This is a genomic window from Novosphingobium rhizosphaerae (assembly GCF_050920675.1).
Lineage (GTDB): Bacteria > Pseudomonadota > Alphaproteobacteria > Sphingomonadales > Sphingomonadaceae > Novosphingobium > Novosphingobium rhizosphaerae.
In genome coordinates this window covers 3,754,689-3,769,520 of sequence record NZ_CP137861.1, presented here as the reverse complement: position 1 = coordinate 3,769,520, position 14,832 = coordinate 3,754,689, and the positions used below count along the sequence as shown (strand labels likewise).

Here is a 14,832-nt window from a genome sequence, read left to right as displayed (position 1 = left end):
GGTGAAATTTGCGATAACTCTGAGGTTGGACTGCGCAACGGATAGGAGCCTTCATGAGTTTCGTGCGCAATTATCTGCTAGTGCATCCATCCATGATTCTTACTCAACCCACGTCACTTTGGCAGCGTTTGACGCAGAAGTGCAACCGGGCGATCTTTGGCGTGGTCTGGAAGATTTCGCCGCTCGTTGGTCGCGCATACCGATAACGTTGTCCGGCCTTGGTATATTTCCGGGTGTTCGTCCGGTGGTCTGGGCCGCTCCTGCCGCCAACTATATATTGATAAAAATGCAGAGGGAGTTATGTAAATTACTCGATGGTATAAATGTATATGATGCATTTAACGAAAACTGCTGGATTCCACATGTTACGCTATTTACCAAAATTTCGAATTTTAGCGAAGCAATTGAAAGTGCTTCATTAAAATGGCGCCCAATCCATGGATTTTTAGAAAAATTTGATTTAATATCGTTTCCGCCTGTGGAGGTTAAGCATAGTATGTTACTTAAAATGTGAGAATTTAAATTAATCTAACTTTGGGGGCTTCGTTTCAAATTTGCATCTAAAATTCCAGGGGTGGAATGCATGGGAATGCTCGCGACCGAGACCCGTGGGGCGGTATGCGCATTCGATGGACGCTTACAGCTACCGTTTGGCGGGCCACCTGTCCTGCCTTTCCGATCCATCCCCTTTCCCAGCCCCCACCCCCCAAATCACACTTATCGCCAAAATCCCCCAGCCTTTCCCCTTGCCCTGGGCCACTCCTTTCCCCCATCTAGGGCGGATAATGCTCCGCCAATATGAACTTGTCGAACGTGTGCTGGCCTATGCTCCCCAGGCGGACGAGGCCATGCTCAACCGTGCCTATGTCTATACCGTGCAGAAACACGGGACGCAGAAGCGCGCCAGCGGGGATCCCTATTTCTCGCATCCGGTCGAAGTGGCCGGGTTGATGACCGAGCTCAAGCTCGACCAGGAAACCATCGTTACCGCGCTGCTCCACGATACGGTGGAGGATACGCTGGCCACGGTCGAGGAAATCGAGCGCCTGTTCGGCCCCGACGTGGCGCGGCTGGTCGATGGGGTGACCAAGCTTTCCAAGATCGAGACGATGACGGAAAGCGAGCGCGCGGCGGAGAACCTGCGCAAGTTCCTGCTGGCGATGAGCGAGGACTTGCGCGTGCTGCTGGTCAAGCTGGCGGACCGGCTGCACAACATGCGCACGCTCCATTTCATCAAGAGCGAGGACAAGCGCCGCCGCATCGCGCGCGAGACGATGGAGATCTATGCCCCGCTGGCCCAGCGCGTGGGCATGTACGAATACATGCGGGAAATGCAGTTGCTGGCGTTCGAGCAACTGGAACCCGAAGCCTATGCCACGATCACCGGGCGCCTTTCGGCGATCCGCAGCGAGGGCGGGGGCGAGGTGGGCGACATTGCCCTGTCGATCAAGCAGGCCCTGGCCGAAGCGGGCATGCGGGTGGAAGTGGCGGGGCGCGAGAAGCACCCCTATTCGATCTGGAAGAAGATGGCCGAACGGCACGTCTCGTTCGAGCAGATCACCGATATCATGGCGTTCCGCGTGCTGGTGGACGATGTGGGCGATTGCTATCGCGCGCTCGGTATCCTGCACCAGACCTGGCAGATGATCCCCGGGCGGTTCAAGGACTATATCTCCACGCCCAAGATCAACGGCTATAAAAGCCTGCATACCTCGCTGATCTACAACAACGCCCGCCGCGTGGAAGTTCAGCTCAAGACGCGCGAGATGCACCATCGCAACGAATACGGCCTGGCCGCCCATTGGGCCTACAAGCAGGGCGGGGAGCCCGATGCCCAGGTGGGCTGGCTGCGCGACCTGGTCGAGATTCTCGATGCCAGCCACGATCCCGACGAGCTGCTGGAAAACACCAAGATGGCGATCTACCAGGATCGCATCTTTGCCTTCACCCCCAAGGGCTCGTTGTTCCAGCTGCCCAAGGGCGCCACGCCGATCGACTTTGCCTTTGCCGTGCACACCAACCTGGGGGCGCAGGCGGTGGGGGCCAAGATCAATGGCCGCCACGTGCCGCTGCGCACGCCGCTGGGCAATGGCGACGTGGTGGAAATCATCAAGAGCCGCAATTCCGAGCCGCAGCTTTCCTGGCTGGGCTTTGCCGTCACGGGCAAGGCGCGCGCCGCCATCCGCCGCGCCGTGCGGCAGAAGGAACGCGCCGAAGTGGCCCTGATCGGGCGCAAGCTCTATGAGGAAATCACCGAGCGGCTGCCCACGCAAGTGGGCAAGAAAGCCCTGGCCGATGCGATCAAGCGGCTGAAAATGAACGGTGAGGAAGACCTGATGGTGGCCATCGGCACCGCCAAGCTGGACGATCGGCAGGTGATGGAAGCGCTGGTTCCCGGTAGCACCGCGAACTTGCCCAACCCGGAAGACTGGCCGCGCCAGCAGCGCGCCATCGCCGTGCGCGGATTGACGCCGGGCATGGCGTTCAAGCTCGCCGAATGCTGCCACCCGGTGCCGGGCGATCGCATCGTCGGCTTGCGCCGGCCGGGCAAGGGCGTGGAAGTCCACTCGATCGATTGCGAGCGCCTGGCCGATGGCGTCGATGCCGATTGGATCGACCTGTCATGGGACAAGCGCACCGACGGCGCCGTGGGCCGCCTGCGGGCAGAGCTCTACAACCGCCCGGGCACGCTGGCGGAAATGGCCGGGATCTTTGCCAAGAACCACGCCAACGTGGTCAACCTGGAAATGACCCAGCGTGAAAACCCGTTCCACACTTATCTGGTCGATCTGGAAGTGCGCGACCTGGCCCATCTGACGCGGATCGTCAGCGCCTTGCGCGCCAGCGATGCGGTGGCGCAGGCAGACCGCATCTAGCCGATCCAGCCGCCCTGCCGGCGCGTGCCCTGGTCAGCGATAGCGCTCGATCGCGGTCAGCGGCTGAAACGCTGCCGCGCCGTGCCCGGCATAGACTTCCTGGCGCAGCCAGAGGCTTTCCGCCTCGGCTTCGTCGGCGGCAATGTCGCGCGTCCAGAACCGCAGGGTTGCGTTCCAGCGATAGGCGCGCGCCTTGAGGCGGTCCTTGGCTTCGAACGGCGCATCCACGGCGTTGACGCGAAAGCTGTCGCGCGCCGACGCGGCGAGTAGGTGCGAGAGGACGGTGCTGTCGTCGTCCAGCCGATGCGCGAGCAGGGTGAGCAGCGCGAGAATGTCGTTTTCGGCGCGGTGCCCCTCGTAGAACCAACCGCATTGCGCGACGAGATGGGCCAGCGCCCGCCCGTCGAACCCCAGCGCCAGCCAATCCAGTTCGGCCATGGAGCAGGCCCAGGCCTTGCCGGTGGCGGCGGGCAGGCGCTTGTCGACGAAGGGACGGTCGAACCGCGCGTTGTGGGCAATCACCAGGTCGGCCGAGGCGAGCAGTTCGAGCGCCATGGCTTCGTCGATCGCCTGGTCCTTGAGCACGGCATCGGTGAGGCCGGTCAGCGCGGTGATCCGCGGATCGAGCGGAAACCCAGGGTCTTCGCGCCAGACGCGCGGCTGGCCCACTTCCACGATATGCCCCGCCGCATCATAACGAAAACGCTGGATCGCCAGTTCGATGATCTTGTCGCTCTGCGCGTCGAGCCCGGTGGTCTCCACGTCGAGCACGACCCCGATCCTGAGCGGCGCGCCGGGATCGGCCTGGTGGAACCGGCGCACCGGGCGCAGGCGCCGCAGCACGCGATAGTCGTCGCTTTCCGCCAGGAAACGCGCGGCACGGGCAAATTCGTCGGGGGCAACGGCGGACATGATCGCGCCCTACCGCCAAAATGGACGGAATTGAACCCGGTCCGCAGGCGGCCTCAGGGTTGGCGCATGGCATGGCGGACGAAAACCGCCCGAACGATGGAATCGAGATCCTCGGTGCTGATATCGGGCCGGTCTTCCAATTCATCGAGGACCGCGGCCAGGTCGGCAGGATCATAGTCGATCGCCATCGGCAGGCCATGTTCGGGCAGAGTTTCGTTGTGATGCGGATAGCGGCTGCCGGTGCAGTTGTTGAACAGCCACCCCGCCGCCAGCAGCGCCAGCGTATTGCTCGCCGCGGGCGACAGCAGGAATGTCCAGGGCCAGGGCGCGCCATGCGTCCCCATCGCCGCGACCAGCGCCATCGCCCCGCCCGGCGGATGCAGGCATCGCAATGCATGCATGGCCAGAATGGCCAGGCCCACCGCGAGCGGCAAGACCAGCCACGGCCCCAGCCCGACCCTGGCCAGCAGCATCCCGATCAGGGCCGAGACGAGATTGCCGCCCAAGACGGCGCGCGGCTGGGCAAGCGGGCTGGCCGGAACCGCAAACACCAGCACCGCCGATGCGCCGATCGGCGCGACCAGCGCCGCCGACGCTCCAAACGCCCCCATTGCCCAGGTCCCGAGCGCCAGGCTTGTGCCCATGCCCAACCACGCACCAATCGATGAGCGAAGCGGATGCTGCCCGCGCGCCAGCCACGAGCGGCCAGCGCGGCAAGGCGAGAACACCGCCATCCAGTTCATGCCTCGCTGCCTGGCCATCGCCCCCCGGTCCCATCCTTGGGCGACAATTTGGATCAAGGCCATGCCGCGCGCTACCGGCCGATAGCGACCCGCGCCGAATTTACCAACCGCGTGAGAGGTTTGGCCCTGGAAAACACGCACGATGATGCCGGTGCATAGCCATGGGGCGAAGCGACGCGCCTTGTCGAACGACCTGGCTTTCGCACGCAAACCTTCGAAAAGGCGCGCATATTCGAAATCATAGCGGGCCTTTGGTGCATCACCTGCCTGCCAACGGTTCGCGTTCCACCCTGACGCGCTGGCGGATCAGCTTCATCGCGCGGCAACCCAGGGCGAACGTGCGCCGATCGGGCCCAGCTTTTCCAGCAAGTGCATGCCCTGCAACTTGCCATCGTAATAACGATGCATCTGCGCCACGGTGATCGAGGCGGGGGTGGGCAGAAGCTCGGGCTGCATCTCGTATCGGCCGGTGCGGTGCTGCGCTGCCAGCAGATCGAGATAAGGCTGGCCCAACGAGGTCGGCACGAACGCCGAGATGGTGGGGTGCGTAATGAGGTAAGGCTGCACCAGCCCCGACATGGTGCCGATGCTGACGACGATCCCCTGCTGCACATCGACGATGTCGGTGCGTGCATCCGGGTCGGTCGGGCGGATCGGCGGCGCGCCGCAAGGAATCGGCACCGAACCGTCGGGATTGGCCGGAAGCTGCGGAGCGTCTCCGCCAATGACCTTGAGCACTTCGGCGTCTTCGGCAACGGGGCCGCCGTTCTCCATCATGCGGCAGCTTTCCGCCGGGGGCGGACCTTCGATCGCGGTGTCGAAAATGGAACGTCCGGCCCGCAGCAATGTCGCGCGGTCGGGCAGCCGGTTGGGGGTGACATTCTGCGTCCACGCAGCGGGCAGATGCGCAAGCCCGTTGGGGTTGAACATGAAGCCGCCATCGCTGCGCGATCGGTCGACATAGAACTCGATCTCGGTGATCTTGCGATCCGCGAGCCTGATGCGGCCGAACAGCAGGGCCTGGTGCGTGCCCTCGGCGATGTTCGCCAGGAGGAACAGGTTCTGGGTTTCCGGGTCGATGACATAGAATTTGTCACTGGCGCGCGTGGCGGTGTGCCAGATCGTCATCATCGCCAACGCGGCCGGAACGCCGTTTTCGGTAGCGCGATAATGGCGCGCCAACGGCACCGCGCCGGGATCGTGCGCGACGATGGAGGCGAGCACCTGGTCCGCCGCCTGGGCCAGGCAAGCGCGGCTGCAGGCAGTGCCGGCCGGTTCGGCGTGAACCGCCGGCGCAGATGCAAGCATGGCAGAGCAGAGCAAGTGTCGAAGCGAGAGGCGCATCGTCGGTAGTCTCCAGTAGGAAGGCAACAAATTCATGCCGCTTTGTGCTTGCGCACGCGTGCAAGGGCGGCAATTTGACCGCCATGACCGACGATCAACGGCGAATCCGAACCAAGGCGGCAACCTCTTTCGATGTCGCGCGGCTTGCCGGCGTTTCGCGCTCGGCGGTCTCCCGCACCTTCACCCAGGGGGCCAGCGTCGCCCCGGAAACACGGGCGCGGGTGATGGAAGCGGCCAAGGCCCTGCGATATCGGCCCAACCTGGCGGCGCGATCGCTGATCACGCGGCGCTCCATGATCGTGGCCATCGCCGTCAGCCATCTCGACAACCAGTTCTACCCGGCGATCGTGCAGCGCATTTCCGAGCAATTGGCGCCGCTTGGCTATCGCCTGCTGCTTTACGTCACCCATGGCGAGGAAAGCCACGAGCCGCTGCTGGGGGAACTGCGCCATTTCGGGGTCGATGCCCTGATCCTGGCATCGCGCGGCTTTGCGCCGGAACTGCTGGCCGAATGCGACCTGGCCGGGTTGCCGGTGGTCATGCTCAACAATGCCAGCCCGGCTTCGCACGGCGTCATGGTGGTGGGCGACAATTATCGCGGCGGGGCCGCCCTGGCGCGCTTCCTGATCGCCGGAGAACACCGCCGTTTCGCCTACCTTGCCGGTGATCGCGGGGTTTCGAGCTCCGAAGAACGGCTGGCAGGATATGCCGCCGCGCTGGCCGAAGGCGGCAGGGACGCGCCGCTGGTGGTCGACGCCGGCTTCGAATTCGAGCGTGCCTTCGCGGCTGCCAGCGATGTGCTGCGCGGTCCCGCGCGGCCCGATGCACTGTTCTGCGCCAACGACAACATGGCCTTTGCCGCGCTGCAGGTGGCCCGGCAAAATGGCCTGGCCCCGGGGCGGGACATTTCCATCGTCGGGTTCGACAATGTCGCGATCAGCGGTTGGCCCGACCTGGCGCTGACCACCTATTCCCAACCGGTCGATGCCCTGGGCGCCAAAGTTGTCGAAGTGCTCGTGGCGCTGATGGCAGGCAAGGCGGATGATACGACCGAGCATCGCGTGCCCGGCCGCCTTGTCGTGCGCGACACCGCACGCCAGCCGGCCCACGGCATCTTCACCTACGCCGATGGCGAACGCGGCTGGCATCCTGGCGCGCCCTAGAACCGCACGGTGGCGGCCACGCCATAGGTGCGCGGCGGGGCGATCAACAGCACGCTGTCGATGGGATTGCTCGCGCCCAGGGTACGCACCGCCCGGTTCTCGATATTGCGCACAAACGCGCGCACATCCCAGGCCTTGGTGCCCGCCTCATAGCGTAGGAATGCATCGCTGCGGGTGAAGCTGCCCTGGTAGGAATCGGTCGATCGCTCGACGGTCGTCCAATAGCCGCTGCTGATATGCGTGTTGGCATGGAACGTCACCGTGCCGCCATTGCCGAGATGGAAGTCGTGATCATAGGCAACGTCGAACGCGGCCGTCGGCGAGTTCGGCATTTCCTCGGCCGTATGATCCACGCTGCCAGCCAGCACCGAGGTATAGCGGAATGCCCCGAAACGGGTGTGCAGGTACGTGGCATTGACCATCAACCTATCGTCGGCAGACAAGCGCAGGCTGGCCTCTGCTTCGGCACCATAAATCTTGGCCGTGGCAGCGTTGGCCGTTACCAGCGCAAAGGAACCGTCGACGAGATCGGGATATTGCGCCTGATAGTCGCGATAGCTGTAGTGGAAGGCTGCAAGGTTCAGCGTAAGCAGATTGCCGAAGAGGCGGTTCTTGCTGCCGATTTCGACCGAAGTTATCTTTTCGGGATTGTAAGATGCGGCCGGGAACTGCTGCGCAAAACCGCCAGCCTTGAACCCGCTGGCAACTTGCGCATAAAGCAGCGAGGCCGCCGCGAGATCGGCCTCCACGCCCGCTTTATAGGTCAGCGAATTCCACGCCCGGCTGGCAATGGCGTCAGGCGCCCCGCTGCCATCGGTATAGACAAAACGCGCGTCCTTGCTGTCGCGCGTATAGCGCAGGCCGCCGGTCAGGCGCAGGGTTCGTGTCAGCGGCACGGTCACATTTGCAAAGGCGGCATAAGACTTTGCCGTGGCCGTACGCAGTTCCGGGTTGGAAGCGGCCGCCGCCGTGGCGTCGATCGGGCTATCGACCACCTGGCGCAATTCCTGGTCGTGGTAATAGAACAGGCCGGTGACCCACTTGATGGCAGAGCCATCGGGTGAACTCGCGCGCAACTCGACGGAATTCTGGCGCCCCTCGCGATGCACCGACACTGCTGTAGGCGAAAGCAGGACGTTTGCCTCGTTCTTGCTGAAATCGTTGTGCGAGGCGAGCAGCGTGAGATTGGCGATCGAGGTGGTATAATCGATCTGCGCGCGAGCGTTCCAGGAATCGATATCGAGCAAGCCCTTCGGCTTGTCGCTATACCACGCATCGCCATGCGAAGAGAGCGGCGCCTCGACGCTGCCGACATCGTGGCCGCCTGAATGCAGGTAATCGCCGGCGATCAGGATGCGCAGCGAATCCGTCGGCTTGGTCAACAGCTTGAGCCGGCCGGCCGTCATCCTGGCGTCGTTGTTGCCGTTGGATAGATAGCCGCTGTGATTTTCCGTGGCGATGGCCGCGCGCACGGCCGTGTCTTCGCCGATCGGGGCGTTGATGGCGCCTTCGGCATGAACGGCATCGTAGTTGCCGACCTGGGCCGTGGCATAGCCCTCGAAGCGCCCGAGCACCGGATCGTTGGTGACGATGTTGACCGCGCCCGCCGTGGCGTTGCGGCCATAGAGCGTTCCTTGCGGCCCGCGCAGCACCTCGACGCGATTGACGTCAAACATCAGGCTTGTCGGCACCTCGGTCTGCTGCTGATAGACGCCATCGACGTTGAGATTGACCGCCGGGTCGCCCAGTTGCGCGTCGGCGTTCGACCCAACGCCACGAATGTAGATCTGGGCGCCGTTGGCATTGCCTTGCACTTGCACCGAAGGCACGGTCGCGATGGCATCGGCCACGCTGTTACGCGCTTGGTTGAGCAAATCGCCGCCGCTGAACGCGGTGATGGCAACGGCTGCCTTTTGCACGGACTCGCTATGGCGTTGCGCGGTAACGATGATGTCCCCCGCGGCCGAAGCGCCTCCGCTCCCGGCAGACACTTGGGCGTCCTGCGCCCATGCGCCGGGGGCGTAAAGCAATGCCGCTCCGGCGAGCAAATGGAAACCAAGGCGCATCGATCCAATCCTCTCTCTGCGTGGTCAAAGGCCACGCTTGCGCCTGTCTTTGCACAGGTGTGCAAAATCCGTTTATCGATTATTTGGGAGCGTATTCATCCATTGCGGCGATAACCGGAAAACCGCATGGCCGATCGGCACCGGCACGATCGGTTCGCGTGGACGGCCCGATGGAAGGCGGTAACCCCACCATCGGCTTTTGCACGCGAGACGCTGCACGCCACGGCGTCCCAGGCCACTATCTGCTTTCCGAGCAGGATCGGGCGCTGTCGCCCATGCTCCAGCGCTGGATGGCGGACGGCATGCGCGCCACCGTGCGCAGCGTGCCTTCCACAGGTCCCCATCGCCCAGATAGTCTGGATTTATCGCGCCTAGGCGGCGCTGCGCGATCGACGATCGAGATCGTTTTCTGGTTCCCGTCGGATTTGAACTTCAGCCGCGAGAGCGCGGAACCCTGGCTCGACCGGTAGAAATCGAGCTGGTGTGTGCCCACCAGTTTGCAGGCCTTTGGCCCGGGCCTGGCGGAGCGGAAGGTCCCCGCCGGCAGAGTCCCTCGCGCGCTATGCGATCGAGCGCACCGCTTGATGCCCCGCGCCCGGTTCGGGCGCGGGGCGGTCCGTTCAGTCGGCAGGGTTCCAGATGATCGCGAAGGCGTCCTCGTCATCCTGCCCGGCGGCGGCCGACGTTGGCGTAGAGTCGGCGCGGACCGAATTCGGGGGCGGCGAGCGACAGCGATACATAGTCGCGGCCGGACATCTCGCCGCGCCGGATCCATCCGGCCCCGACCTCGACAACGGCCGCGTGTGATTTTCATCGCTTGCGGCCGGGTTGCAGCGGCAAAACGGACGGGGCCCGTTTTCAGGGCTGCGCCACGGTTATTGCGTTCCCGAATGGCTAGGCGGCGTGGACAAATTCCACAGCGCCACGGCTGGAGGCAAAAACCGCCAGTTCAAGGAGGCGAGGTGAAGCAATAGTGGGCCTATTGCTAGCCGAGCCGACGTGGAAATGGCGGTTTTTGGTCCAGCCCCGCAGGGGTTGCCCTGTAAAAGGCCCTGGCAGCGTTGCTCTGCCTTGAAAGAGGCCCACTCTTCCTGCGGCTTCGCGCCTCGCCAGGGCCTTTTACAGGGCAACCGTGGCGTTGTGGAATTTGTCCACGCCGCCTAGCGCGATCAGCAATTTCTGACCACTTGGAGATCTTCCAGGTTCGGCGTGTGAACATCTCCTCCCGACGAAGGCCGCCCTTTGCACAAGAACCAAATACTTTCGCTGACACTAAAGCCGATCTAATGTCGGGCCGCTGATGTAATCCCAGTTTCACATTGCGGATGCGTGAAGCAAGGAGGAGGCGTGCCATGGACTATTCCATCGATTATGTTCGGAAGCATCTGCCACCCGAGGACCCGCCGCTCGAGCGAGTGCCGCGCGATGTTGTAAACGAGATCGCGCGCTGGCGTGATGTGATCAAGGATGGCGATGTCGAACTGACCGCGAGGGCGACTCGCTGGACCTATGCGGTGTTCGCCGAGCTTGACCTTGGTCGCTTCCTGTTCGAGCGGGACTTTCCGCTCTTCTGGCCGTCCGTTGCGCTGTCCTCGAGTCCTTTCGAAGCTGTGTCGTTCGGGCTGTTCGACGAGAAGAGCGAGGCAGCGGGCCTCGGCATAATCATCGATGTGCCGGGAATGCGGGACCGCAGGTTTGAAATCGTCGATTACCTTCTGTTCCCGCGCCTCAACCACCAGAAGTTCCCGCTCGCTATTCGTTACTCCGAACTCGACCTACACGTTGCGCACCCGCAGGGCGCGACCAGTGCTTGCTGGGCCAAATGCAATCGGAACAGCTCTGTCTGGGGTGTGCTGACGGCGGGGCACGCGGTCTCGACTCGACCCGGTGGATCGGTGCCCATGGTGACGGGGGGATCCGCGAGCGTGGCCAGGACCTACTATCAACCGGTCGATGCGGCGTTCGTGAAGACTGCCGCGCCGACCGGGGCGACCTATCAACTCGGCGTTTTGTCATTCCCGGCAATGACCATGACGGTGACAGTGCATTGCCAGGGCGGCAGCACGACGCGCACGATCGTCGATGTGACCACCAATTGCGGCGTCACCCACACGCGCAAGATTGGGATTCGCTTCTGCATCGACCGTCCGGCGAGCCCAGGAGATTCCGGCGCGTTGGTGACCGTCGCCAACGGCGATGCGGTCGGCATCTACACTGGCGACATGAAGGTGCCGGGACCACCACCTGGCGTGCGCGGCCACGCCCAGAATTTCGAGCAAGCAGTTTACGCGCTCGACGTCACCCCTTACCTTTGAGGAGCAGGCCGATGGCCGATGAATCGCGAGAAGACTGGGAACTCTCGATCTTTGTTCCGGAGGACACGACTGCAATCGAAGTCACGCCTGATGACGCGGTTGGCGAACATTCGCTGCGAGATTTGCTCTCTGGCGCCAAGCGGGTCACGCGGGTCGGCGCGGTCGAGATCCAGGCGCAATGGATGCGGACCGTCGATGCGTTGATGAAGTTGAGCTCGACTATCGCCAATCGCTCGAAGGAATGGACGATCGACGAGATCGAGGTTGGATTGACGCTGAGCGCCAAGGGCGAGTTGCTGTTCATCGCCGAGGCTGGAGCCGAGGCCAGCATCAAGTTCACGCTAAAGCGTCGATCGGATGCAGGTGCAGCGGCAAACCCGCCGGCGGCCTTGCCGTAGGGCAACTGATCGCGGCGTTCGGGAACATTCCTTCGTGAGGTAGCCCGAACCGGCCATCGTAATTGTCGCCGCGCAGCCTGGCGCATTTCGTAACGCACCGACACCAGCCTCGCTGGGCAGAGCACCATGTGAATGCAGAAGGTCGCCGCATGAACGGCGGCTTCTCTGAAAACGGCCATTCGCTGTTGGCCTCCTGAATGACGGGAATGTCCAACGACGCGGCGTTCGCCGCAGGTAAAACCGACCAAAGCCGGTCATGCGAGCGATTTCCTCTGAATGTCTCCTTCGAACATGAGCTGCCGTTTGAATGCACCGCCCAGCAGGACCGGGCGGTGCGTTCGATCACGCTTGGGCGGCCAAAGTGCGGGCCACGTCAGCGGCGCTTATGCCCTCTAGCGCGAGCCCGTAGGCGGTCCCTTCATCGATCAGCCGTCGGAGCGTCTGGGTCAGCGCGATGCGGGTGTAGCGGCCGGTGAGCGGCGGCAGCGCGGCGATGCCGTCGGCGATCTCATGGGCGCGGGCGAGCAGGCGATCGGCAGGCACGATCTCGTTCACGACGCCGTAGTCCTTCGCGGTTTCGGCATCGAGCACCTGCCGGGTCAGCAGGAAGTAGCGGCCGCGCACCGATCCGATCACGTGTGGCCACAGGACGTGTACGCCGTCGCCCGGGACGATGCCGAACTCGAAATGCGGCTTGTCCTGGAACACGGTCTGGGGCGCGGCGAGGATGATGTCGGTAAGCAGCGCATATTCGCTGTGGAGGAGCACCGGCCCATTCAGCGCGGTGATCATTGGCACCTCGATGTCGAGGATGTTCGACAGCACCTTGCGGCCTTCGCGCAGTATCTTGTCGTAGCCTAGGGGCGTAAAGAAGTCGAAACCGTCGGCGTCGATCGTGTCCATGAAGGCATCCCCCGAGCCCGTCAGGATCACCGCGCGGTTCTCGCGGTCCTCACCGATCTGGTGGAACAGTTCGACGAACTGCTCATGCGTGTGGCCGTTAAACACGAGCTTTCCGCCGTCGGTGTGCAGCGCCACTTCGAGCACGCCATTGTCCTTGCGGGTGAGGTGGGCGTTGGGGAATGCGTCGCGATAGGTCTCGAACTTTGCCATGATGCTGATCCTCTTGGGTAGACCGCCCGGAAGCGGCGGCGTGAGCATCAGCTAGGCGGTTCAAGGCCGCGACGGACGATAGTGCAGGGCGATAAGGCTTATGCCTTGCCGGAATAGCTGCCCGTTATTGCCGCTTCCACAAAGCTCGCGAACTGGCGTGCCTTGGCACTCGCCATCCTCCCGGCCGGGAACACGGCCCAAAGATCGATCGGCGGAAGCGCCCAGTCGGTGAGCACCCGTTTGACCGCGCCGCTCGCCAGTTCGGGCACGAACATCCAATCCGAGCCGATCGTCAGGCCGATGTCGGCCAAGACCGCAGCGCGCAATCCCTCCGCCGCGCTTACCCGCACACGGCCGCGCACCGTAACCGATGCAACCGTCCCCTCCCGTGTGAACGACCACGTGTTCGACAGCTGACTGTACACGATCGTCTCGTGCTCGGCGAGATCGGCGGGGGTGCGCGGTTCTCCGGCGCGCGCGAGGTAGCTGGGTGTGGCGAACACGGAGCGACCGCCCGTCGCCAGCCTGCGGGCGACTGCGGCGGAATCCGGCAGCGACCCCATACGCAGCGAGATGTCGATGCCCTCCGCGACCAGATCGATGACGCGATCGTCCAGGATGACGTCGATCTCCAGTTCGGGATGGTGTTCGAGGAAGTGCGGCAGCAGCGGTATGACGTGAAGCCGCGCAAAGGTTGTCGCCGCTGAAACGCGCAGGCACCCTGACAATCCGGCGCCGGCACCGCGCGCGGCAAGCTCGGCTTCGTCCGCCTCCTGAAGCGCGGCCTTGGCACGCTCGTAGAAGCGTTGGCCGGCCTCGGTCGGCGTCAATCCGTGAGTGGAGCGGATCAACAGGCTGACCTGAAGCCTGCCTTCGAGCTGCGCGATCGTCTTGGAGACGGCGGGCTGGCCGACATTGAGCTGGCGTGCGGCAGCCGAGAATGACCCGGTTTCCACCACTCGGACAAGAGTCAACATTGCCTGATACCGGTCCATGCCATTCCTCCTTGGAATGAGCGTTATCGCTCAGGCCCTGCTGCCGTGTCGAGCGGAATAGAGGCATTTGTCTTTTACGCCTTCGGATGGGCCGAAGCGATGGGAGCGCCAGAACATGATGACGTGGCTGATGCGGGCTGCTGCGGGGTCGTCCGTGCTCGACAGCCTCCTCGTCTTTCAGATCACCGGCAGCCCGGTTCCGGCGCTCCTCGTGCTGGCGGCACCGATCCTGCACTCCCGTCTGCCTCTCAAGGAAAATGATCATGTTTGACGTCTACGCCTTCGCCACGCCCAACAGCATCAAGGTACCGATCGCGCTTGAAGAGCTGGGCCTCGATTATGCCCTCCACACCGTCAACGTACGCAAGGGCGAACAGAAGGCTTCCGACTTCCTGACGCTTAACCCGAACGCCAAGGTGCCGGTGCTGGTCGACCCCGACGCGGAGAACGGACGGTTCGTCCTGACCGAGTCCGCCGCCATCCTCGTCTATCTCGCCGAGAAGACCGGTCGCCTGCTGCCCACCTCGGGTGAGGGCCGGGCGCGTGTCTTCGAGCAGCTTTTCTTCCACGCCTCGGCTCTCAGCCCGGCCTTCGGTCAGTCCGGCTTCTTCCAGCGCTTTGCCACCGAGCCGCAGCCGATCGCCATCGAGCGCTTTTCGAGCGAAGCCAGGCGCACGGTCGCCGTTGTCGATGGCCTGCTGGCCAAGCACCGCTTCGTTGCCGGGGATGCATTCACGATCGCCGACATCGCCCATTTCGGCTGGCTGTGGCGCCGCGAATTCGCCGGCGTCGGGCTCGACGACACGCCCAATGTCGCCCGCTGGTACACCGAAATCGAGGCTCGCCCCGCGGTTCTGCGCGCCATCGCCCGCTTGAATGCACTGATCCCTGCCGCTTGAGCGCCAAT

General features: G+C 63.5%; 15 protein-coding genes. 8 read left to right on the top strand and 7 right to left on the bottom strand.

Going from position 1 to position 14,832, the window contains the following annotated elements; translation table 11 throughout:
• Position 1: 1 nt before the first annotated feature.
• Both R9J51_RS17050 and R9J51_RS17045 read left to right on the top strand, forming a co-directional pair.
• Positions 2-514: a 2'-5' RNA ligase family protein gene (locus R9J51_RS17050; RefSeq protein WP_218847388.1), complete on the top strand. Its 513-nt coding sequence runs from the start codon at positions 2-4 to the stop codon at positions 512-514.
• Positions 515-785: 271 nt separating this feature from the next.
• The gene (locus tag R9J51_RS17045) at positions 786-2,876 is read left to right on the top strand and encodes a RelA/SpoT family protein (protein ID WP_168557666.1); all 2,091 of its coding nucleotides are present in this window, start codon (positions 786-788) and stop codon (positions 2,874-2,876) included.
• A 33-nt stretch (positions 2,877-2,909) separates the two neighbouring features.
• Here R9J51_RS17045 and R9J51_RS17040 read toward each other — a convergent pair whose 3' ends face one another.
• From R9J51_RS17040 to R9J51_RS17030, 3 genes are all read right to left on the bottom strand, one after another.
• On the bottom strand, positions 2,910-3,788 hold the full coding sequence (locus tag R9J51_RS17040; RefSeq protein ID WP_179505203.1) for a 3'-5' exonuclease: 879 nt from the start codon (positions 3,786-3,788) through the stop codon (positions 2,910-2,912).
• 53 nt (positions 3,789-3,841) lie between these two features.
• The gene (locus tag R9J51_RS17035; RefSeq protein WP_432787607.1) at positions 3,842-4,531 is read right to left on the bottom strand and encodes an HPP family protein; all 690 of its coding nucleotides are present in this window, start codon (positions 4,529-4,531) and stop codon (positions 3,842-3,844) included.
• 312 nt (positions 4,532-4,843) lie between these two features.
• Positions 4,844-5,875 (bottom strand): hypothetical protein, encoded by a 1,032-nt coding sequence (locus R9J51_RS17030; protein WP_218847389.1) that lies wholly within the window; start codon positions 5,873-5,875, stop codon positions 4,844-4,846.
• Between the two features lie 83 nt (positions 5,876-5,958).
• On the opposite strand from R9J51_RS17030, the gene R9J51_RS17025 reads away from it, so the two are divergent.
• The gene (locus tag R9J51_RS17025) at positions 5,959-7,038 is read left to right on the top strand and encodes a LacI family DNA-binding transcriptional regulator (protein WP_179505200.1); all 1,080 of its coding nucleotides are present in this window, start codon (positions 5,959-5,961) and stop codon (positions 7,036-7,038) included.
• Here the strand turns inward: R9J51_RS17025 and R9J51_RS17020 are convergent.
• Positions 7,035-8,957: a TonB-dependent receptor gene (locus R9J51_RS17020; RefSeq protein WP_432787606.1), complete on the bottom strand. Its 1,923-nt coding sequence runs from the start codon at positions 8,955-8,957 to the stop codon at positions 7,035-7,037. The genes R9J51_RS17025 and R9J51_RS17020 overlap by 4 nt on opposite strands.
• A gap of 317 nt (positions 8,958-9,274) precedes the next feature.
• On the opposite strand from R9J51_RS17020, the gene R9J51_RS17015 reads away from it, so the two are divergent.
• Positions 9,275-9,574 (top strand): hypothetical protein, encoded by a 300-nt coding sequence (locus tag R9J51_RS17015; RefSeq protein ID WP_179562256.1) that lies wholly within the window; start codon positions 9,275-9,277, stop codon positions 9,572-9,574.
• 190 nt (positions 9,575-9,764) lie between these two features.
• Here the strand turns inward: R9J51_RS17015 and R9J51_RS17010 are convergent, their stop codons facing one another.
• On the bottom strand, positions 9,765-9,860 hold the full coding sequence (locus R9J51_RS17010) for a hypothetical protein (protein WP_432787604.1): 96 nt from the start codon (positions 9,858-9,860) through the stop codon (positions 9,765-9,767).
• Between the two features lie 596 nt (positions 9,861-10,456).
• Here R9J51_RS17010 and R9J51_RS17005 point away from each other — a divergent pair.
• Together R9J51_RS17005 and R9J51_RS17000 are read left to right on the top strand one after the other, a co-directional pair.
• Positions 10,457-11,419, top strand: a complete 963-nt coding sequence (locus R9J51_RS17005; RefSeq protein WP_179505197.1) for a hypothetical protein — start codon at positions 10,457-10,459, stop codon at positions 11,417-11,419.
• 11 nt (positions 11,420-11,430) lie between these two features.
• Positions 11,431-11,817, top strand: a complete 387-nt coding sequence (locus tag R9J51_RS17000) for a Pepco domain-containing protein (RefSeq protein ID WP_179505196.1) — start codon at positions 11,431-11,433, stop codon at positions 11,815-11,817.
• A 342-nt stretch (positions 11,818-12,159) separates the two neighbouring features.
• On the opposite strand, the gene R9J51_RS16995 is transcribed toward R9J51_RS17000, so the two are convergent.
• Both R9J51_RS16995 and R9J51_RS16990 read right to left on the bottom strand, forming a co-directional pair.
• Complete coding sequence (locus tag R9J51_RS16995) at positions 12,160-12,930, bottom strand: enoyl-CoA hydratase/isomerase family protein (RefSeq protein WP_179505195.1); 771 nt, start codon at positions 12,928-12,930, stop codon at positions 12,160-12,162.
• Between the two features lie 98 nt (positions 12,931-13,028).
• Positions 13,029-13,925 carry a LysR family transcriptional regulator gene (locus tag R9J51_RS16990; protein WP_179505194.1) on the bottom strand — a complete coding sequence of 299 codons (897 nt, stop codon included), beginning with the start codon at positions 13,923-13,925 and terminating at the stop codon, positions 13,029-13,031.
• Positions 13,926-14,040: 115 nt separating this feature from the next.
• Between R9J51_RS16990 and R9J51_RS16985 the strand changes: the two genes are divergently transcribed.
• The gene (locus R9J51_RS16985) at positions 14,041-14,196 is read left to right on the top strand and encodes a hypothetical protein (protein ID WP_168557677.1); all 156 of its coding nucleotides are present in this window, start codon (positions 14,041-14,043) and stop codon (positions 14,194-14,196) included.
• Positions 14,189-14,824, top strand: a complete 636-nt coding sequence (locus tag R9J51_RS16980) for a glutathione S-transferase N-terminal domain-containing protein (RefSeq protein ID WP_179505193.1) — start codon at positions 14,189-14,191, stop codon at positions 14,822-14,824. The genes R9J51_RS16985 and R9J51_RS16980 overlap by 8 nt, the downstream gene beginning before the upstream one ends.
• Positions 14,825-14,832: the final 8 nt, after the last annotated feature.